Annotated in this window: 19 protein-coding genes; 5 read left to right on the forward strand and 14 right to left on the reverse strand. The window is 58.3% G+C overall.

All coding sequences use genetic code 11. The features are described from left to right. Positions 1-9: 9 nt before the first annotated feature. The gene (locus QD461_RS29920) at positions 10-1,635 is read right to left on the reverse strand and encodes a GMC family oxidoreductase (RefSeq protein ID WP_414090837.1); all 1,626 of its coding nucleotides are present in this window, start codon (positions 1,633-1,635) and stop codon (positions 10-12) included. Between the two features lie 3 nt (positions 1,636-1,638). Continuing rightward, entirely contained in the window at positions 1,639-2,466 is an 828-nt protein-coding gene (locus QD461_RS29925) for a uracil-DNA glycosylase (RefSeq protein WP_414090838.1), read from the reverse strand. Positions 2,467-2,729: 263 nt separating this feature from the next. Here QD461_RS29925 and QD461_RS29930 point away from each other — a divergent pair, with 263 nt between their 5' ends. After that, positions 2,730-3,362: a TetR family transcriptional regulator C-terminal domain-containing protein gene (locus tag QD461_RS29930; protein ID WP_414090839.1), complete on the forward strand. Its 633-nt coding sequence runs from the start codon at positions 2,730-2,732 to the stop codon at positions 3,360-3,362. Positions 3,363-3,371: 9 nt separating this feature from the next. Here the strand turns inward: QD461_RS29930 and QD461_RS29935 are convergent, their stop codons facing one another. Then, positions 3,372-4,430 carry an acyltransferase family protein gene (locus QD461_RS29935; RefSeq protein ID WP_414090840.1) on the reverse strand — a complete coding sequence of 353 codons (1,059 nt, stop codon included), beginning with the start codon at positions 4,428-4,430 and terminating at the stop codon, positions 3,372-3,374. Positions 4,431-5,008: 578 nt separating this feature from the next. Continuing rightward, on the reverse strand, positions 5,009-5,155 hold the full coding sequence (locus QD461_RS29940) for a DUF1127 domain-containing protein (RefSeq protein ID WP_184711199.1): 147 nt from the start codon (positions 5,153-5,155) through the stop codon (positions 5,009-5,011). Positions 5,156-5,726: 571 nt separating this feature from the next. Here QD461_RS29940 and QD461_RS29945 point away from each other — a divergent pair. Next, positions 5,727-6,413 (forward strand): response regulator transcription factor, encoded by a 687-nt coding sequence (locus tag QD461_RS29945; RefSeq protein WP_414090841.1) that lies wholly within the window; start codon positions 5,727-5,729, stop codon positions 6,411-6,413. A 125-nt stretch (positions 6,414-6,538) separates the two neighbouring features. Here QD461_RS29945 and QD461_RS29950 read toward each other — a convergent pair whose 3' ends face one another. The 7 genes from QD461_RS29950 to QD461_RS29980 form a co-directional block, all read right to left on the reverse strand. Further along, positions 6,539-7,945, reverse strand: coding sequence for an APC family permease (locus QD461_RS29950; protein WP_414090842.1), 1,407 nt, complete (start codon positions 7,943-7,945; stop codon positions 6,539-6,541). 58 nt (positions 7,946-8,003) lie between these two features. Next, positions 8,004-8,492 (reverse strand): hypothetical protein, encoded by a 489-nt coding sequence (locus QD461_RS29955; protein ID WP_414090843.1) that lies wholly within the window; start codon positions 8,490-8,492, stop codon positions 8,004-8,006. A 104-nt stretch (positions 8,493-8,596) separates the two neighbouring features. Continuing rightward, a complete protein-coding gene (locus QD461_RS29960) occupies positions 8,597-9,787 on the reverse strand; it encodes a nitrilase-related carbon-nitrogen hydrolase (protein WP_414090844.1) in 1,191 nt (396 codons plus the stop codon). 208 nt (positions 9,788-9,995) lie between these two features. Continuing rightward, a complete protein-coding gene (locus tag QD461_RS29965) occupies positions 9,996-11,585 on the reverse strand; it encodes a phytoene desaturase family protein (RefSeq protein WP_414090845.1) in 1,590 nt (529 codons plus the stop codon). 94 nt (positions 11,586-11,679) lie between these two features. Beyond that, on the reverse strand, positions 11,680-12,918 hold the full coding sequence (locus QD461_RS29970; protein ID WP_414090846.1) for a styrene monooxygenase/indole monooxygenase family protein: 1,239 nt from the start codon (positions 12,916-12,918) through the stop codon (positions 11,680-11,682). A 40-nt stretch (positions 12,919-12,958) separates the two neighbouring features. Beyond that, complete coding sequence (locus QD461_RS29975; protein WP_414090847.1) at positions 12,959-13,744, reverse strand: SDR family oxidoreductase; 786 nt, start codon at positions 13,742-13,744, stop codon at positions 12,959-12,961. Between the two features lie 44 nt (positions 13,745-13,788). Then, a complete protein-coding gene (locus tag QD461_RS29980) occupies positions 13,789-14,283 on the reverse strand; it encodes a flavin reductase family protein (RefSeq protein WP_414090848.1) in 495 nt (164 codons plus the stop codon). Between the two features lie 171 nt (positions 14,284-14,454). Here QD461_RS29980 and QD461_RS29985 point away from each other — a divergent pair, with 171 nt between their 5' ends. Next, positions 14,455-15,447: an AraC family transcriptional regulator gene (locus QD461_RS29985; protein WP_414090849.1), complete on the forward strand. Its 993-nt coding sequence runs from the start codon at positions 14,455-14,457 to the stop codon at positions 15,445-15,447. A 96-nt stretch (positions 15,448-15,543) separates the two neighbouring features. On the opposite strand, the gene QD461_RS29990 is transcribed toward QD461_RS29985, so the two are convergent. Then, on the reverse strand, positions 15,544-16,011 hold the full coding sequence (locus tag QD461_RS29990; RefSeq protein ID WP_414090850.1) for a winged helix-turn-helix transcriptional regulator: 468 nt from the start codon (positions 16,009-16,011) through the stop codon (positions 15,544-15,546). 377 nt (positions 16,012-16,388) lie between these two features. Between QD461_RS29990 and QD461_RS29995 the strand changes: the two genes are divergently transcribed. Both QD461_RS29995 and QD461_RS30000 read left to right on the forward strand, forming a co-directional pair. Continuing rightward, positions 16,389-16,769 (forward strand): alpha/beta fold hydrolase, encoded by a 381-nt coding sequence (locus QD461_RS29995; RefSeq protein WP_414090851.1) that lies wholly within the window; start codon positions 16,389-16,391, stop codon positions 16,767-16,769. 138 nt (positions 16,770-16,907) lie between these two features. Then, a complete protein-coding gene (locus tag QD461_RS30000; RefSeq protein WP_414090852.1) occupies positions 16,908-17,309 on the forward strand; it encodes an alpha/beta fold hydrolase in 402 nt (133 codons plus the stop codon). 164 nt (positions 17,310-17,473) lie between these two features. On the opposite strand, the gene QD461_RS30005 is transcribed toward QD461_RS30000, so the two are convergent. Continuing rightward, positions 17,474-17,914 carry a PaaI family thioesterase gene (locus tag QD461_RS30005; protein WP_414090853.1) on the reverse strand — a complete coding sequence of 147 codons (441 nt, stop codon included), beginning with the start codon at positions 17,912-17,914 and terminating at the stop codon, positions 17,474-17,476. A gap of 128 nt (positions 17,915-18,042) precedes the next feature. Next, positions 18,043-19,062, reverse strand: a complete 1,020-nt coding sequence (locus QD461_RS30010) for a histone deacetylase family protein (RefSeq protein WP_414090854.1) — start codon at positions 19,060-19,062, stop codon at positions 18,043-18,045. Between the last annotated feature and the right edge of the window lie 3 nt (positions 19,063-19,065).

The following is a 19,065-nucleotide window of genomic DNA, read 5'->3' on the forward strand; positions in this document are numbered from 1 at the left end:
TTATTCCCTTCAGGCGTTCAGGATGAATTCGGCACACTTCTCGCCGATCATGATGGCGGGCGCATTGGTGTTGCCGCTCGAAATGACCGGCATGATCGAAGCGTCGGCGACGCGCAAACCATCGATGCCGTGCACCTTGAGCTTGGCATTGACGACCGCCATCGGATCATTGCCCATTTTGGCGGTGCCGACCGGATGGAAGGTGGTCATGGCGGTGGCGCGGAGCCATGCGGTAAGCTCGGCCTCGTCCTTTGCCGTCGGGCCAGGAGCCAGTTCGAGGCCGCGATAGCCGTCGAATGCTTTCTGATTGACGACATCGCGCGTCAGCCTGATGGCGTCGATCATGGTACGGATATCGAACTCGTCGCGCAGATAGTTGGCGAGAATCTTCGGCTTGTCGGTCGGGTTGGTCGACCGCAAGGTAATCTCGCCGCGGCTGACCGGATTGACCGGCCCGACGCGAATGGTGAAGCCGTGATTGGCTTCGACGCGCTGCTTCTTGCGAAACGGATTAGGGAAATGCAGATTGGCCGTCTTTTCCAACGCCGGCATGAAATGCAGCTGGATATCTGGCGCCACCAACCCATCGTTGGAACGGATGAATGCGCCTGCCTCATACGGAAAGGTCGTGGTGATACCCTCTCCGAACAGCATGCCCTGCGCAACTGCGGGGATCAGCTTGTCGGCACGGAGGTCGCCGAAGAGCGTTATGGGCTTGCGGCACTCCCAGCTCATCACGCAGTCGACATGGTCCTGTAGGTTCTTGCCGACTCCTGGAAGATCAAGAATCGGTTTGATTCCGATCGCCTTCAATTCGTCCGCCGGACCGATCCCCGACAGGAGCAGAGCCTTGGGCGTATTGACGACCCCTGCCGACAATACGATCTCGCCGGCGGAGCGCGCCATCGATATGGTTCCGGCTTTTAGATATTCGACACCAGTTGCGCGGCCGTTCTCTATCAACAGCCGCGTGGTTTCAGCCCCGGTGATAACCGTAAGATTGGAGCGATGCATGGCCGGGCGCAGGAAGGCCCACGAGGTGGACCAGCGCTTGCCCTTTCGAATGGTGAAATCGTAACGGCCGAAACCTTCCTGAGTTTCACCGTTGAAGTCGTCATTCAAAGGGTAGCCTGCCTGCTGACCGGCTTCGCAAAACACATCCATCAGCGGATTGTGCCCGCGCGCGCGGCAGACCGTAAGTTCTCCATCGTCGCCGTGAAACGCCCCATTGCGTTGCACATGGGATTCCGAGCGGCGAAATGCCGGTAGAACTTCCTCATAAGACCAACCAGGCAAGCCGAACTGCGACCAGCGATCATAATCGTGGCGATTGCCGCGGACATAGATCATGCCGTTGATCGTCGACGTGCCACCGAGAACCTTGCCGCGCGGCCAGTAGAGCGAACGGCCATTGAGGAAGGGCTCCGGCTCGGTGTGATAATGCCAGTTGTAGATACCGGAGTGAAACAGCTTGCCCATCAACATCGGCAGGCGAAACAGCGGATTCCGATCCTTGCCGCCGGCTTCCAGCAGAAGGACGCGATTCTGGGGATTTTTCGACAGGCGATTGGCGAGTACGCAGCCTGCGGAGCCGGCGCCTACAATGATGTAATCATATTCGGGTGAAATGCTCATAATTTACCATGCGACGGGGCTCGCGCCCCTCGCCTCAAGATAGGAATTGCAAAGAAGAAATGGATTTTCGCGGCCAAGCACGCGCTCTGCGAAGGCCGGATGATCACGCAGAACCAAAGCATAGCTACCGTGCTCGCCTTCGCTGAGGCCGGCTGCCGCAAAGATGTCGGCTGCCGCATCGCCAAATCCGATAAAGACCATCGACTGATCGCGCTCTCGCAAGGCGGCAATCACCTTGAGCATCAGCTGCCGCCAGAAAGGCAGATGTCCCCTCGCCTGATGCGGATCTATGTCGACCTTGAAACGCGATAGCGTCAGCGATGCATTGAGCAGGAGCACGCCATTGCGAACCCAACGGTCGCCGATCGCGCTTGGCTCCTCAAAACCGTGATCTGGATCGCAAAGCATCCGCCGCACGTCCGGCCAACGCGCGAAGCTTTCTGAAAGGCTTTGATCGCCAGTCCGTGCCGCGGCGATGAGCTGCATGTAGGCCCGAATGCTCTTCGAGAACATCTTGTCGAGCTCGTTCCATGAAGCGAGATTGCCGGCCTCGAATGCGCGGCCGGTTGCAAAGCCCGGCTCGGGATAAGGATCCTGCCCTAGGATCATGCACCGCACGTTCTGCGGCGCGAGGCCATCGAAGGCTGCGAGCGCGTGTGCGCCTTTCGGTTGTCCAGGAAAATGACGTCCGCGGCGCGCCGGGAAGATCGGCTCCCAGGCCTCGAATTCCAAATCTCCGTCGACGCGATCAAAGTCGCCGCCGATATCGCCGAGGGCTACACGCCAATCGGACGGCAGATCCGCCTCCCAACCGGCAAGTGTTTCCGCCATCGCATCTCTTAACCTCATTGGCACGAAATCGTCTCCCCGCGTTTTCGCCTATTGAGCGGAGACTAGACAAAACCTGACCAAAGTGTCAACTTACTATACATAGAAAAATGACGACTTGGTCAGCTTTTCCTGATCATATCGTCAACTTTTTGGACGAACACCAAAGCCCGCTTTTCAGTGGAAAAGCGGGCTTTGGCGACCGAGCGCTGTTGCCATTTTCAAGCGTCGGTTCAAAGCATAGGACATGAGAGGACGGAGTGGGCATGCCACGGGAACATAAGGATCCGGACGAAAAAATCCGCGAACGCAACATTCGGCTGATCATCAAGGCCGGGATCGAGATCTTTTCGCGAAAGGGCTATGACGGTACGCGCATCGCCGAGATCGCAGAGGCGTCCGGTCTACCGAAGGCGAATGTCTATTATTACTTTTCGTCGAAAGAACAAATTTACACAGCCATTATCGAGCACTTGCTCGAAGGATGGGACAATGCACTGAAATATATAACAGCAGACCGGGAGCCGGCGGAGGCTTTCCGCCTCTATATCCGTGCCAAGCTCGACTATACCCGAAAGAACGTCGCAGAGAGCCGCTTGTTCGCAAGCGAAATCATTCAGGGCGCCCGCTTCCTGAAAAAGAAGGATCGCCAGCACATCCGCGATGTCACCGACAGGCATGTCGCAGTGGTGGAGGCTTGGATCGCCGAAGGGAAGATCCTGCCGGTCGATCCCCGGCATCTGTTCATCATGCTCTGGGCCTCTACGCAATTCTATGCCGACTTCGAACCGATCGCTGCCGACGGACTGAAAAAATCCCGACTGAAGGTTGAGGATTACGAGATGGCTGCAAAAACGATCGCTGAAACAGTGTTGCGAGGCGTCCTTCCGCAAGGCTGAACGGCCATTCTATATAAATCGCGTCAAGACAGACTTGGTCAGGCGCCGCGACGGCTCATCGGCGAAGCGCCATAGCAGATAGGAAGTGCAGATCAGGAGCATCACAGTTGCGGTGACAACGGCTTCCGGCGAAGCTGCCGATCCAACCCTATTGAAGATCACATAGCCGATATGCTGATGCAGCAGATAGAGGGGGTAGCTAATGCCTCCGAACGCAAGCATCACCCCCGCGGGCAGAAGCGATCGCTGTCGCCTTATCGCTAAAGCAATGGCCGCGACGATGACCAAGCATGAAATACTCACCACCAGATCACTATAGCTGGTTCCATAGTTGACGCGGTTCCATTGCGTTAACTCCATCGATTGATAGATCGCCGCAACGACGGAAAGAGCAAGCAAGGCGACATTCCGGCCGCTATAGCCCTCTCGGAATATCGCATAAAGAACCAAGCCGGCGCAAAAGAAGCCACTCTCGTCCGTCAAAAAAAGATGTCGCATCAAGACGTTGCCGAAAAACATCCGATCTATGACCGAGACGAGAAGCCAGCCAGGAATAATGATCGGGTACGTCTCGCGTTTGAACCGGCCCAACATCATCAGCACAAACACCCAACCGTAGAAGACGATCTCATAAGAGATTGACCAGTACGAGCCATCCATAAGCTGCTGCCCCAGCAATTCCGGCTTAATGATGAGATTGGCTGCCCATTGAAAAATGGTCGCGTTGAGATGCGGCGCGCCACAACCGATGACGATCAGGAACGTCAGCGTCATGCAAAGTACGAACATCGGATAGATGCGTGCGAAGCGGGCGATGCCGAATTGCAAGGGCGTTCGTCCCTCTGCTGAATAAGCGATGACAAAGCCGCTTATCACGAAGAACATCTGCACACCCAGATATCCATATTTCAGAAGCCATTCCCAGGCCGTAAGCGACATGTCCGTCACCCCGAGCGTGCGCCCTCGAAATCCGAAGTGAAAGAGCACGACAGCAAGTGCCGCCAGCAACCTCAGTTCATCAAGAACCCCGACGCGAGCACCGTGAGCGACATGTTGCTGCTGCGACATAGCGATGTCCAAATCATTGTAAGCGCATGGAGGCCAAACCAATCCCGAGCTCCAGCAGCCATACACTCAGCCGAGATTCGGAACAAGAACGGGGGCCTTGCCCGCAGACGCCATTGGCACAGAAGCCAATGAGAGAAGCCCCCTCCCTCTCAAGCTCGGAAAGCCCTTTCGACCTCGCCCTAAAGCGAAAGGACGCAGATCTTCGATCAGTAGCTGATCGACTGGAAATCCAGCTCACCGGAAGCCGCGCGCGCGGACGAATCGTCCGCCCAACTCAGGGCGGACCATCAAACAATCTCTGGCGGTAACATGTCTCGGAGGATAGAAGTTCGTTGTGCTGGCGGCAAAAGTAAAGCGTGTCGTCCGGCTGCGGGCTAACACTTCTTCTCGCCTTGTCCTGAACAACCTGAAGGCAAGGTCGAATGCGGCGTGAAAGCCGCATGACCGCTCCAGAGATTCTCATGAAGTCTCTGGATAATGCTGTTGGGCGGGCAGAGGGCAATAAGGGATGTCGCCATCCCCGTCCCGTCATAGTCCGCGCAATCCGATCGTCTGACTGGAAAGCGTCTTGATGAGACTTAGTTGCCGCGGCTGCCGTTGACAGCAAAAGCGATGTGCGAACGCGAAATACCAAGGTCGGCAAGCGCGTGATCGTCCAATGCGGAAAGTTCGCGGATTGCTCTACGAGCCTCGGTAAAACGTTTAATCTTCTCTATAACTCTCATTTCTGTCTCCTTTGTTTCTGAGCGCTAAATAAGCATTTACCCGCCTAAATAAAATGCACATGCCTGCAGGATAGGCATGCCGCTTTTGCAAGGCTCGCTAAACGCTTTGGCAACCAAGCAGGCAAAACAAAGGCAGGGCAAAGTTCCTATTTGGCTGAACGCGCCACTGGCCGTACCTCATCGGGTCAAGGACTTCATCCGCGCTAATGGTGATAGACCCCATCGTCATTGTGATCGACAGCGACGAAGACGTGCACTAGTCAGCGGCAAAGCCGACTGCAACGCCGCCACAGATGGGCGCGTGTCCGACGACAATGGTTTTGGGGCATGGTATCGTCGCCGGACGCTGCACTGTCCGGCTCGCGGGTGGTGTCCGAGCCGGTATTTAGAATATTAGCATCTACCACAGGTTTAGCGAAGCTGCCCGGATGGGCAGGATCGCCCCACCATCCGGCCTACCTCGAAAGTTCATCGGGCGGAGGTCTGTCTATTGCCTGCCCTATCGTTGACAAGCACTGTCGGCTACTGTTTCAATGACGTCTTGTGATCTCCATGCCGCATTCGTGAATCTATGATCCGGGCAGATAGCGCTTTCCCATCAAAAGGTTTCGCAGAGCAGTTCCTGGCCGTCGTGACATCGGCCATACCGCTGAGCGGCTGCTGTTTTTATAGGGTCGACGAAGGACGCCACGTCCTCGATCATCAGTTGCTTAACCTGTCGTCTTACTGGAAGCAGCGCTACTATCATCACTTCTGGCGCGTCGATCCGCTTCATCCAAAACGGGTCTCGGATGCTTCGTGTCGGCTGCAAGTGTTCAGTCGGGAGACGGCCGAAGAGGATTTGGGCACGCTTGAATATTTCGAGCAGTTTCTGAAACCGCAGAACACCGCCTATCAGACTGAACTATATTTCTGGCTGGGGACCCGAATGGTGGCCGGCGCGTCCTTGCTGCGCAGCGCCTCCGAAGGCGCCTTTACCACGCAGAATATCGACTTTCTCGACAAGTTCGTCGTGTTCACGGAACGCAACCTGCTCTTTCTCAATGAAGAAGAGGACTGGACGTGCGATGGCTTTGCCGAAATGACCCCACGCGAGCGCGAAATCGCATCGTTCATCGGCGAGGCCATGTGCAACAAGGAGATCGGCCGGCGCCTCAACATTGAGCTGCCGACCGTCAAGACGCATGTGAGCAGGGTTCTCGCCAAAGCGGGTGCGCGCAGCCGGGCGGAATTCATCAAGAAGCTGAGATCGCGCTGAGGGATATCTTTAGGAGGCGCGGCGGCGATTAAAAGATCGGCTTGGCTCGTTCGATCGGGAACGATTAAGGGCTATGGCGATGGCAAGCGGTCAAACATGGCTCGACCGCCTGTCCGCCGCGACCGCTACGCTGCCCTTTTGCCGGCAACGCCCGACTGTGGCCCGGAAATGGATGCGGCGCCGATACCGATCGCTGCGGAAAGCGGTATGAGCCAGGGCGCGTAGTCCAACAGACCGAGGTTGCCGGTCAGCGTCGCATAGTTCATCACCACCAGAACTGCCACGATGGCCAGCCCCGCCGTTGCCAGCAACCCGATCGTCAGATCGAACAGGAAGCCCGCCTCCCGTCGCGAGCTTAATGTGAAGACCACGACCGAGAGTGATGTCGCCGCCTGCAACAGAATGATCCCAAGCGCCGCAAGACCAAAGGTGCTGGAAAGAACGGTCATCAACGGATCCGCGTCGCCAAACGCAAACGCCGCCACCAGAACGGAGGTAATGGCAGAGACAACCAGGCTGGCTATATGAGGCGATTGCAGCCTTGCGTGCAGACGTCCCAGTGCCTGCGGTAGCATGGCCTCGCGCCCCAGGGCGAACAGATAGCGAGACGCGGCGTTGTGCAGGGCGATCGTCGCCGCAAGCGCACTGGTCATCATCAGGAATTCGACAGCAACGATGAAGGCCGGATGCAGATAGAGGCCGAACGCGCGGAAGATCAGCGTTCCGGGGTTCTCTCCAGCCGCTGCGACAACCTTGTCCTCACCGAAGCCAATGATGACAGCCCACATGGCGATCGCATAGAAGACCGCGATGAAAAGGACCGCGGCGATCAATGCTCGGCTGACCGTCCGATGTCCTTCCTGTGCCTCGTCGGTGTAGATGGCTGCGGATTCGAAGCCCAGAAACGAGCAGAAGGCGAACATTAGACCGAGACCGAAGGAGCCGCTGAAGACGCCCGACAGCTTGAAGGAGCCGAAGGTTACAACGGCGGGACTGGATGGCCAAAACACAGACACCACCAGAGCCACCAGGATTAGGATCTCGAGCGTCAGCAACACCGACAATAGACGCGCGCCGAGGGTAATTTCGCGATACCCCACCAATCCGACGGCAAGCAGCGACAGAGCCGCCCAAACCTTCCAGGAGAGATCGAAACCGAGATTTTCCGCGAAGAACACATTGGCGAAGAAGCCGAAACCGGCCGTGCTGCCCACAACCATCATGAGATAGACGACGATCGCCACGAATGCCGCAGCGCCGCCCGCGCGAGCGCCCAGCCCATGCCGGACATAGGCATAGAAGGCGCCGGAGTGAGTGACATGCGGGCTCATCCGTACGAAGCCCACCGCAAAGAGGATGAGCACGACGCCGGAAATCAGGTAGGAGGCCGGCATGCCCACGCCATTGCCGAGCAGCACCCCAAGCGCGCCATTACCGGCAATCGCCGCAAGCGGCGCTGCGGCAGCAACCACAAGAAAGAAGATATCGATAGCCCTAAGCGCCCGCCGGGGCGCGGAATTGGAAGTGGTCATCACCAGGGATCCTAAAAGGCGAGAGACGAGATGGAACCAGACGGACGTTCAGCGCTGCTCATGGCAGGGTGACACGCTTGCCTTCCAGCGGCGTCGACAAAGGCCCACGCAATAGCTGCTCATCAGGACCAAAGAATTTTGCCGAGGCGGTGCCCTTCAACGTGTTGCCGGAGACTTCGACTTCATAGGAAACCTCACCGCGACTGACGAACTTCGCCGTCTTCCGATCCGCGGTGACTTCCACGAATTTGCCGAGAATCTTGTCATGCTTGCGGATCCAGATGCCCTTCCCATCGCTATCGCTATTGTCCGGATTGCCCGCATCGGGATTGGCCTGCTGCATGGTGCCATCCGCGTTGAAGACGAACATGTGATGGGTAAACGGCGCATCGGGCGCGACAACGACCCAGGTTCCGACGATGTCATCCCGCTTTGGCTCTGCAGCTGAGGCAAGCGCGATCGGCACGGCAGCCAAAACAAGTGTCGCGATCGCCGGAATAGCTAGCGCCCGCCGGGCCAGCGGCGGCAAAAAACGTTGCAAATTCATCGATAATCTCCCAGTTGGTTTGATTGTTCGACATCTCGCCCAGCCGTTCCGCGACCCTTATTTTTATCTGCGGAAGCGGCTATCGGGCGGACCGTCAATTGTGGTTATCCGTTGTGCCAGGGCCGCCACAGCGCCTTGGCTTCGTTCCAATCGTCTTCGCCTTCCGGCGAAGATGGCGTGTAGCGCGCGCCGGGGACCGCGTGGTGCGGCAAGGTCCAGGTGCCGCGTTCTACCAGACGAGCAATGTTTGCCCGGTAGATCTCGTCGACGGCGGCATGGCGCTCGGGATCCACTTCCATCCACAGATTGCTGGGATGGATGGGCCTGTCGTACATGCGGGCGAAAAGCTCGGTGCGGAGGTCTTTCAGCCAATTCGAATTGAGATTCATGACACGAAACTGGCGAAGCGCCTCGATATCGATGACGGCTGCGACCATCGTGTTGGCGCCGCTTGCGGAATGGGACATGATGTTGCCGCGATAATCGACGATGTGCCCGTTTCCGCCGGCGATATCGATCGGGTGCCGCGAACTCGGCGAGAGATAGACCGGACCAATGTTCGGGCAGAGCATGTAGACGCTGTTGAAATCGGCATGGGCGCGATTCTGGATCATCCAGCTCCCTCCGCCCGGATAGCCTGAACCGGTCATCGGCATCGCCTCGGACGGCCGATAGATCACTTCGGCGCCTCCAAACGCCAAAGCGCGCACAGCTTCCGGATATTCGCCGTCAGAGCAGCATATTGTACCGATATTGCCGATATCGTTGGTTCGCAGCACGGGGTAGAAGGCCTCTATCCCGTCTCCAAAGCGCTCGACCCAGCGGTCATAAATATCGTGCGGCGTGCAGCTGCGCTCGCGGCACCAGATATGGTTCTTCGCGGCTCGATGGACGACGTCGCCCTTGCGATCGATCACAAAGAGCGTGTTGAAGAAACGATCCTCCATGACGTCCGGCCAGCGCGCTTTGCACTGTCCGATAATGTAGGTGTCGTAGTGACGTGCGAGCTTGCCGAGCGCTTCCGTTTCCTCGCCGGGAAGATCGATGAACATTTCCCTTGCGGCCGTGACATGCGGCATGTCGAAAATCTCGTCGGTGAAACCGGTCAACGCGCCCTCGGCCAGCGCGACGACCCGCACCGGCGCGTTGATCGAGCAGATGGAAATCGACGCGTGGATCGCCTCCTCGATGGTTTCGAGGTTATGGCGGATATGCCGCCTTTCGGCTGTTCCCGTGACGATCGTCGAAAGTCCGATCGCCATATAGGGCGCGACGTATTCGGGCCGCTTGTCCATGCATTGCTCCTCCTGCAATTGGGAAATTCGCGGATATGGAGTGCCGTAGCTTGTCGCGTGACGATGCTATCGGACGGCTAAATAACCGAGATCCCAGTCCCTGTTCGGGCACAGACCAAGGCTAGGAGACTTGCAGGGGCATGACTATGATACTGAGGTATTACATGGCTGGCCGTCGGCAGGAGTTTTAGCCATTACCGGCCCTCACCTACTTCAGCGTGGAAGCCAGCAAGAAGCCGGATCCTCCCGCCAGGCCAGGCCCTGGATGGGTCGACGCCCCGATGTGATAGAGACCGGGCACATGGGTCTTGTGATTGACGGATGTCTTGAACGGACGCCAGAGAAAGAATTGGTCGAGCCCGCAGAAGCCGCCATAGGGATCGCCGCCCACAAGATTGATATTCATGGCCTCCAGATCGGTGGGGGAGTAGCATCGCCTTGCTAGCACGGCCTCGTGGAAGTTTTCGATGTGGAGGCGCAGCATGGCTTCGACCCGGTCGGCAAAGGCTTCTCGCAGGGGTTCCGTCCAGCGGCCATCGGCGGGGCATTCGATTTCGCCCGCAGCGTCGCCCTTGATGAAGCGCGGCGTATCGGGCAACTGCAGCCACAGGATCGCACCGCCTTCCGGCGCGCGGCTCGGATCAAGCGCCGTCGGCTGCCCCACGCAAACGGTCGGCTCCGCCGGTAGAAGTCCGCGTTCCGCCTCATTGGCGGAGCGCGAGACGCCATCTAGGCCTGATGTCAGGTGCAATAGAGCGACCTTGCCCAATTCATCACCCTGTCGCCAGCGTGGCGGCGTCTTCAGCGCATAGTGCATTTGCATGTTGCCCTTGCCGTAGCGATAGGCCGACAACCCCTTGCTGACTTCCTGCGGCAGTGGCGCGGACAGGCCCTTCAAGAGGCTGTCGTAGAGCTGATTGGGCGTCACCGAGGCGATGACGCCGTGGCGCGCCTTCAGGCGCCGCCCGTCCGCGAGAACGACACCCCCTGCCCGGCCCGAGCCGTCCGTCTCGATGCCGGAGACATCGGCGCCCGTCATGATCTCGCCGCCGTGGTCACGGATCAGCCGCTCAAAGGCGCGCAGCAGGTTTTCCGCACCGCCCTTGACGATCGGGCATCCGGCCGCCTCGATGGCAAAGCCGATGACCCGCGCCATTTCCGCCGAGTAGTTGCTTTCCGGGCCGAGACCGCAATGCAGCACCCATGGCGCCCAGAGCGCGCGAATCTCCTCGGAATTATAGGTCGTTTCAAGATAGCCACGTGCCGGAGCAAGCGCTTCTCCGAACCAGGCCGCCAAGCCACGCAGGCCCCGCTTCCATGCCTCCCTTGCCACTAGCTTGGCCGTTTTGCTGGACCAGAGATTGCCGCCGAGAAGCCCAAAGACGAAGCCGGCATTGCCCGCAAACCGGCTCATGTCCGCGTCGAACGCCTTTCCATCTCCCGGACAAATCGTCTCAAAACGATCGATGTTGCTTTTGCGATCCATCGCGAGAATTGCATGACTGCCATCGGGTCGCAGCACTCCGGTCGGCAAAGGCGAATGGCAGAATTCCAGTCCGCGCGCTTCAAGATCCTTGCCGACGGCGCCGTAGGCCGGAGACGTCAGGAAAAGCACCATCGTCGTTGCCATGACATCGTGCCTGTAGCCGGAGGCCGTGATTTCCTCCGTGCGCAGGCAACCGCCAATGCGGTCATTGCGCTCCACAAGCAGGACCTTTTTGCCCTTCTTTCCGAGCATGGCGGCCGCGACGAGCGCATTGATGCCACTTCCGATGATGATGTAATCCGGTTCAGCCATAATCTACCTCAAGCGGGAAAGACCCCGCCTGATATGGCGGGGCATGTTTTCTCTTTACGATGTCGCCAAGGTGCAGCGCGTCCTTTTTCGCCGCTCAGGCGGCGAGCCGCTGCAGATAGGCGTCCGCTTCCTCCGGTATGGCGAACCATGGGAAGAAATCCCTCGGATCGTTGAAGCCGTTGGCAATGCGATGGGCAAGCGCCGGATAGGCTTGAGCCGACCCCATGATGTTGAGGACATGCGGCGGTGGCGGTGAAAGCAGCGCATTCGTCCAACCGACGACATATTGTGCATAGCTCCAATAGGCCTCGAAGGTCGCGTGCATGAAAGCCGCATCGAATGCCCTTTCTCCATGCGCCAGGATGGCGTCGAGATAGCATTTCGCCGCCTTCGAGGCGTTGTTGGAACCCTGACCGGTGATCGGATCGTTGAGGCAGACCGCGTCTGCAAGACCGAGCACCAGCGCGCCGGACGGCAGATGGCCGATCGGTTTGCGGACCGTCGGCGCGAAGGCGCCCGCCAGACGGCCGTTGTCGTCGGTCAGCGCGACATGCCGGCTGCGCTCGCCTTCCCACGGCAGAAAGGTATCGAGAATCCATTTCGACTTTTCAAGGTGCTGTTCAGGAGATGCAACTTCTTTCCAACAGTCCATCGGGCCGCCCGGAATACCCTCGAACACCATGATGTCGCAGGGGCCGGTGGTCGTGATTGCCGGGAAATTGAAGTATTCGCCGACGCCGGGGATCAGATTGAAGTTCACGGCGGAATACTCAGGGCGAGGCGTCATGCCGGTGACATAGGTCAGCGCCAGCGCCCGCTGCGGTTTGTCGAAGGGCGAACGCTCCGCATCGCGCTCGAACATCTTGGCGATATCCCCCTTCCCGGCCGCGACGATCACGAGATCGCTTTGCCGGGCATAGGTTTCGAGGTCTTCGATACCGGCATCATGGATGGTCAATTGACCGCCGCGACGCTCGAACTCCGCCATCCAGCGCGGTACCTTTACGCGCTGATCGACGCTTTGCGCCGGACCATCCAGCTTACCGTTCCATTCGATCGCCTTGCTGCCGGAACCGTCCGGGGCCGGCACGACGAAATTGATGGAATCCACCGTCGGACAAGTCTCGTCCCAGAAGTTGAGCCCGAGATCACGCTCGTTCTGCAGGGCGGCATCGAACATGCATTGGCTCGAAAGCACTCGTCCAACGGCGATTTCCTCCGCCGTCCTATTTTGCACGACATGAACCGCATGGCCTGCATCCAGAAGACCACAGGCAAGCTGCAGTCCCGATTGGCCGCCACCGACGATGGTGAAATTCCGCTTTTTTGTCATCTCGCTCCCCTTATCTCTTTGAAATCGTGACACTCGGCACTCAGTCCATTAGTCGCGGAATCGCCGGTTCGTTCCGCTCTGGTCCCATTGCCGTGTAACCGCCGTCGACGCGGATATCCGTGCCGGTGATGAAGCTCGCATTGTCCGAAAGCAGGAAGGCGACGGTCTCCGCCACCTCCTCCGGTCCGCCCGTACGGCCCAGAAGATGAAAATCCTTGGCGACGCTGTCTGCCTTCTCGCGGGTGTTTTTCGTCAGTTCCACCATGACGTTGCTCCAGGTCCAGCCCGGCGACACGGCGTTGACGCGAATGCCTTCCGGTGCAAGATCCATGGCCTGATTGCGAGTGAGCTGCAGGATCGCCGCCTTGGAAACGGGATAGACCCAACGCCCGGTCTGGGCGACGCGCGACGAAATGGAGCCGAAATTGACGATGGCGCCTTTGTTTTTCGCGAGATGCGGACGAGCGGCCTGCATCAGTGCAATCGATCCCAGAATGTTGACATCGAAGGCCTTGAGCCAGTCGGCGCGGGTGGTGTCGGCGCCATTGTCGAGATAGGTGCAGGCGACGTTGACAAGAAAGTCCAATCGTCCGGTTGCCTTTACTGTCTCGTCGATCAGAGATTTGATGTCATCGTCGCTGGTGATGTCGGCTTTGATGAAACGGACATTCTTGCCGCAGCGCTCTGCTGCCGCCTTGCCGGCTTCGCTATTGATATCGGCAATGACCACCGACACCCCGTAATCAGCCAGCACCTTGGCAACGCCTTCACCGATCAGCGTGGCCCCGCCGGAGACAATCGCAGTTTTACCTTCCAGTCCACGCATGGACATTCCCCTTTTTTGCTTTGGATTTTCAAAAAAAGATGCGCTCAGGCGACGGCTGCCGCCGTCAAAAATGCGCCGTTGCCGTAGAGCAGCGGATCATCTCGCCCTTCGGACAGGTGCGTGGCTGCGACCTGACCGATCAGGATGAGATGCGTGCCGAACTCCTTGACCTCGGCGAGTTCGCATTCGAACGTTACCGCCGTATCATGCAGCACCGGTGCCCCTGTCTCGATCGCTCTCCATTTGCCAGAGGCAAAACGTTCTTCGCGCACGAGGCCGGCACGACCGGCAAAGACCTCGGCGACATCAAGCTGATCGGACGACAGCACGTTGACGGCGAAAACGCGCGTACTTTCCACCACCGCTGCCACCGAGCTGTTGCGGTTGACGCAGGCGACCAGAGATGGCGGCTCGGTCGAGAGCGAACAGACGGCCGTCGCAGTCAGCCCACAGCGCTGCCCCGTGCCATCGATGGAGGTAATAATCGTGACGCCGCCAGCCAGCTTGCGCATGCCGGCGCGGAATTCCTCGCTACCCATCTTTTTCGTTCCCTTGGCGAATGGATTTTAGATCCATTTCATGCTTAAAATTTCCCCGATGTTCCGGCGAAGTGGAGCGCGCGGCAATCCAGATTGCGCGAGGTGATATCCAGAATCGGCAACAGGCGGCCTGAAACCTCACTTTCGAAAGCAATCGCGGCGAAGGCAGTCATGGGCGGAATGATCGGAATAGAGGCACTACGATCGAGCGGCGACCAGCGGGTGGACACCTGCGATGTCGACGACGCGCGCACGGCGATCGGACAGATCTTCTGCCCGCACTTCCTCATGGTAACAGGCAAAGCGGAACAAGGTTTTCATGCGCGCCATCGCTTGGTGAAAGAGACCGGCTACTCCATCAATCTCGTCTCCTACGGTGCCGAAGTGGAGATCGATCCGGGAGAGCTTTCCCGCTTCTTTCTGCTGCAGATCCCGATCAAGGGTGAATCCCTGGTGAAGTGCGGCACGAGCCAGACGCTGACCGTTGCGGGCAAAAACGCCACGCTTCTGTCTCCGACACTCTCGACTCGGATGCTTTGGAAGGAAGGCTGCGAAAAGCTGATCGTCCTGATGGAGCGCGGCCCTGTTGAAGATTATTTGAGGAAACTCATCGATAGTGAACCCGGCAGGATTGAGTTCGATGCCGCTGTCGATCTTACTTCGCCCATCGGGCAAGGCATTTTGCGCCATGCGGATCTCATGCTGTGTTCCTCGCTCGAGGCCAATATGCCGCTCGCATACAAAACCATGCTCCGCGACGGATTGACGAGCCTGCTTCTATCTGGATTGCGGCACAACCATCAGCCGGCCCTCGCAAGACCCGCACCGGACGGTGGGCCTATAGCCGTTCGTAGAGCAGACGAATACATCCGCTCAAATGCGACGCATGCAATCACGACCGGCGATATTGCCCAGGCTGCCGGCATTCCCCTGCGCACATTGCAAGACAGCTATCGCCGAGCTCGCGGACACACATTGCTCGAGGCTGTACAGAGTGCTCGCCTCGAAACACTGCGCCGGACGCTGCTTGCGGGCGAGACCGACCTTACCGTCGCGGATGCGGTCTTTGCTTGCGGTCTTGGCCATCTGGGCCGTGCGGCATTCGCCTATCGCGAGCGCTTCGGCGAAAGCCCTTCCGAAACCTTACGCCGGACGAAAAACTGACCAAGTTTGATAACGGGCTGTTTCCGGCCCGAAGAACAGACTTGGGTACGACCATCGGCCGCAGTCAACCCTATCCTCATAACCACGTTTAGACATTCAGGTGTCGAGGTCGCCGGTCACCGACGGCCACTTTATCACGGTATCTTCCGGTCCAAGCACACGGCCATCCTGCGAGCGCAGCTCGAGCTTTCGCACAGGCATCCCGACCTTGCGATCGACGAGAAGCACATGCTTCTCGTTGGGCTCGAAGAAGAAGTCCTCTCCCCATTGCCGCAAAGCGACCAGAAGCGGGAAAAGGCCCCGGCCCTTCTCCGTGAGTACATATCCCTGATAGGGGCTTCCATCCGATGCCGGCACCAAATCCATGATACCGTGGGCCACCAGATTGCGCAGCCGAGCCGAAAGAATGTTCTTCGCAAGCCCCAGGCTCTTCTGAAACTCACCGAAACGCCGCAGACCGCTGAAGGCGTCGCGAATGATCAGCAACGACCACCAGTCGCCGATCGCGTCCAAAGGTCGGGCAACGCCGCACATTGAATCCTTGTGACTAATTCTCTTTGCCATTTCGTTCAGCCCGTGCTCCATGCTGGCTCAGACATAATGGTTGCAAACTAAAACCGCAAGTGATAGCCGGTTCGTAGTTTTAATATGCAACCACGGAGGCCGCACAATGAAGCAACCGCGGAACGGGAGTTCACATGACGCAGTATCGTCGAGTTGATGTTGACCGGGTTGAAGTCTTCTGTCGGGAAGCAGGCCACCCCGATCGCCCGACATCGGTCATTGCACGCTTGAGGAACAATCCGAGGTGATCGCCACTCATGTCAAACATTTCGCGACAACGCTTCGAGGCGGTTCTGAAAATCCACCCCATTTCCCAGTCCCAACGCATGCTTCATCACGATCCCAACACGTAACCGCATCAAAGAAAGAACCAAGTCATGAACATATCGGACGCCACATTCGGCGGCACCTTTCCATTTGCGCCGCATTTTAGCCGAGCACCTGGCTTTCAAATGCACTATGTCGACGAAGGGCCGCGGGATGGCGGAGTGGTGCTGTGCCTGCACGGCGAGCCCACCTGGGGCTATCTATTCCGCCACCTGATCCCGATTGCGAGCCAAACACTCCGGGTGATTGTTCCTGATCATATGGGCTTCGGCAAGAGCGAGACGCCGCGTGACCGCACCTACTGGCTGCAGGATCACGTCGACAATCTCGAGAAATTCGTGCTTGCGCTCGACCTGCGCGACATTACCCTCGTCATGCATGATTTCGGTGGCCCTGTCGGCATGGGGCTGGCCTGCCGCCATCCGCTCTGAATTCGACGCGTAATTTCGGCCAACGCCCCGACGCCATTCGGCCAACACGATCTATTTGAGCGGATCGCCGCCAATGCTCGCACCGCGCCCTGGTTCCAATGGATAGCGAAGGCCAACAAAGACGGCGGCCTTGATTCGGTGCTCGAGCAGCTTTCTTTCAGCATCCTCAGCACATTGAAGCTCAACGGCTTCGAGAACAACGCAATCATTACAGACAAATGGCTCTCCGCCTATGCAGCCCCCTTCGCTACGCCGGCCGACTGTCTCGGTGCAATCGGCTGGGCGAAAGGGTTCGCGACAGGCGCTCACACGTTCGAGACGCCCGATGCATCCGCTGATCGTGTGATCCGTGCCAAGCCCGCATTGGCAATATGGGGCGAAGTCGACCGCACGCTTGCGGCAGAACACTTCCTGCCGCTATTTGCGTCGGTGTTCCCGACAGCCCCGGTCAAACATCTTGGCGGCGTCGGACACTATTGCTTCGAAGATGCACCGGAAACCATCGCAATGCTGATCATGGACTTCCTCCGTCAATCCTGACGGCATTCTCTGAGATTGGCGTCCAATACTAAGCGGTGTCACCGCCAATTTGGTTTTAATTTAAAACCTCTTGGCAGTGAGCTACAACAAATTGTGGCTGCCTGCGCTCGTGCGTTTGCTGAAATTCCTCCGCGAATGCAACGTTCCCTATCGCCAGCCGAGGTTCAGAAAACTCCCGTCACAGTGCGCCCGTCCTTCTTTTCGATAATCCGCCAAATGCTGCGAACCTTCGCAATGCAGTGCCCAGCCGACGTTATCCTGGTATCCACGAACGCCAAGGAACTCCCTCGCTTGTCGATGACGCACTCGCAGATCACCGGCTGATCGATGGGGGCCGCGCGCAGGAAATGGACATCTGTCTGCACCGTCGTGTAGCCGAAACCTGGGGCTGCACTTCTTAAGGTGTTGGCGGCGGCGATATCGGCCAGCGTCATGATCATGCCGCCGTGAAGGACGCCACTTCTGTTTCGGTGATGGTCTTGAGGATCCAGGCGGTACTGGCTGCGCCCATCGCTTTCGGCGGCAATGAATATCGGGCCGACCAGCGCGGAGAATCCTTGGCTGTCGAGTTGTGTCCACTGGTCGGCAAAGGAGGGAAATTCCATCGAGCCCTCAAGCGGTTGAAGATTGGTGGATATAGACCGGGGAACATCGTTGCGGCTTGCGCTGACCCGGAATTTGCCGCAAGCAAGGCTAAACCTGCGAATACGCCATGGGTACCCGATGGGTAGTATCAAGCCGCAAAGCCGCTGAGAAAGCTTTGCAGCAGGTACGGTAACCTGGGCGACGGATAGCCCCCTTCCTGGACGACTAGCGTCTTTCGACATAGTTTGCCAAGACGTTCCCCCATGCGCCGGAAGCCATCCTCATCAACGCGCATGCAGGCGAAAGGATCGTCGGAGGAAGCGTCAAGCCCGAGGGCAACGATCATAACATCCGGCATAAACGCACTCGACGTTTTGCAAGCCAAATCCACGGCCTCAAGATAGACGTCGCTGCCGCTCATGAGGGGGATCGGGATATTGCGATTGAAACCATGACCGGGACCCGCGCCCAGTTCGTCCGCATAGCCCGAATAATAGGGGTAAAGATAGGCCGGATCGCCATGCACCGAAACCGTGAGCACATCGGAACGATCATAGAAGATGGTCTGCGTTCCGTTGCCGTGATGCACGTCGACGTCGACGATCGCAACACGAAACCCCTTCCGCGCTGCGAGCTGGGCTGCAATCGCGGTATTGTTGAGGTAGCAGAAGCCGCCCGCCGTGTCGGCATAGGCATGATGGCCCGGCGGCCGGCAGAGGGCATAGACACGCTCCTCACCTTCCAAGACCCGCATCATTGCGTCCGTTGCCGTGTTGGCACTTGCCTTAACCGCCTCCCAGGTTCCATCGAGGAGAACGCAGCTGGCGTCCGCCTGGAAGTATCCGGCACGCCCCAATATGTCCACCGGCTTGCGGTTCATATGAACCGTCGGATGCACGCTGGCGCGCATCTCCGGGCCGTTAGCCGGAGATTTCTGCCATTCGGCAAACCCGTTTTGCAGGAAGTCGAGATAATCAGCATCATGGACAGCGGCAATGACGTCGGCTCCATGTTCAGCCGGCGCAACGAGTTTGGCGCCGAACATCTCAAGACCCTGCCTGAGCATGATGATGCGATCCGGCTGTTCGGGGTTCGGCGCGAGCCTACCCCCCGCCAGCCGGGTCAACGGCCGGTGCAAAGACTGACGATCATCGAATACGGCCAGCATCTG

Source organism: Rhizobium sp. BR 314 (assembly GCF_047445805.1).
Taxonomy (GTDB): Bacteria; Pseudomonadota; Alphaproteobacteria; order Rhizobiales; family Rhizobiaceae; genus Rhizobium; species Rhizobium lusitanum_B.

Coding starts and splice junctions, on each gene's coding strand:
- QD461_RS29920 (WP_414090837.1), bottom strand. CDS start 1,635: ATGAGCATTTCACCCGAATATGATTACATCATTGTAGGCGCCGGCTCC.
- QD461_RS29925 (WP_414090838.1), bottom strand. CDS start 2,466: ATGGCGGAAACACTTGCCGGTTGGGAGGCGGATCTGCCGTCCGATTGG.
- QD461_RS29930 (WP_414090839.1), top strand. CDS start 2,730: ATGCCACGGGAACATAAGGATCCGGACGAAAAAATCCGCGAACGCAAC.
- QD461_RS29935 (WP_414090840.1), bottom strand. CDS start 4,430: ATGTCGCAGCAGCAACATGTCGCTCACGGTGCTCGCGTCGGGGTTCTT.
- QD461_RS29940 (WP_184711199.1), bottom strand. CDS start 5,155: ATGAGAGTTATAGAGAAGATTAAACGTTTTACCGAGGCTCGTAGAGCA.
- QD461_RS29945 (WP_414090841.1), top strand. CDS start 5,727: ATGATCCGGGCAGATAGCGCTTTCCCATCAAAAGGTTTCGCAGAGCAG.
- QD461_RS29950 (WP_414090842.1), bottom strand. CDS start 7,945: ATGACCACTTCCAATTCCGCGCCCCGGCGGGCGCTTAGGGCTATCGAT.
- QD461_RS29955 (WP_414090843.1), bottom strand. CDS start 8,492: ATGAATTTGCAACGTTTTTTGCCGCCGCTGGCCCGGCGGGCGCTAGCT.
- QD461_RS29960 (WP_414090844.1), bottom strand. CDS start 9,787: ATGGACAAGCGGCCCGAATACGTCGCGCCCTATATGGCGATCGGACTT.
- QD461_RS29965 (WP_414090845.1), bottom strand. CDS start 11,585: ATGGCTGAACCGGATTACATCATCATCGGAAGTGGCATCAATGCGCTC.
- QD461_RS29970 (WP_414090846.1), bottom strand. CDS start 12,918: ATGACAAAAAAGCGGAATTTCACCATCGTCGGTGGCGGCCAATCGGGA.
- QD461_RS29975 (WP_414090847.1), bottom strand. CDS start 13,744: ATGCGTGGACTGGAAGGTAAAACTGCGATTGTCTCCGGCGGGGCCACG.
- QD461_RS29980 (WP_414090848.1), bottom strand. CDS start 14,283: ATGGGTAGCGAGGAATTCCGCGCCGGCATGCGCAAGCTGGCTGGCGGC.
- QD461_RS29985 (WP_414090849.1), top strand. CDS start 14,455: ATGGGCGGAATGATCGGAATAGAGGCACTACGATCGAGCGGCGACCAG.
- QD461_RS29990 (WP_414090850.1), bottom strand. CDS start 16,011: ATGGCAAAGAGAATTAGTCACAAGGATTCAATGTGCGGCGTTGCCCGA.
- QD461_RS29995 (WP_414090851.1), top strand. CDS start 16,389: ATGAACATATCGGACGCCACATTCGGCGGCACCTTTCCATTTGCGCCG.
- QD461_RS30005 (WP_414090853.1), bottom strand. CDS start 17,914: ATGGAATTTCCCTCCTTTGCCGACCAGTGGACACAACTCGACAGCCAA.
- QD461_RS30010 (WP_414090854.1), bottom strand. CDS start 19,062: ATGCTGGCCGTATTCGATGATCGTCAGTCTTTGCACCGGCCGTTGACC.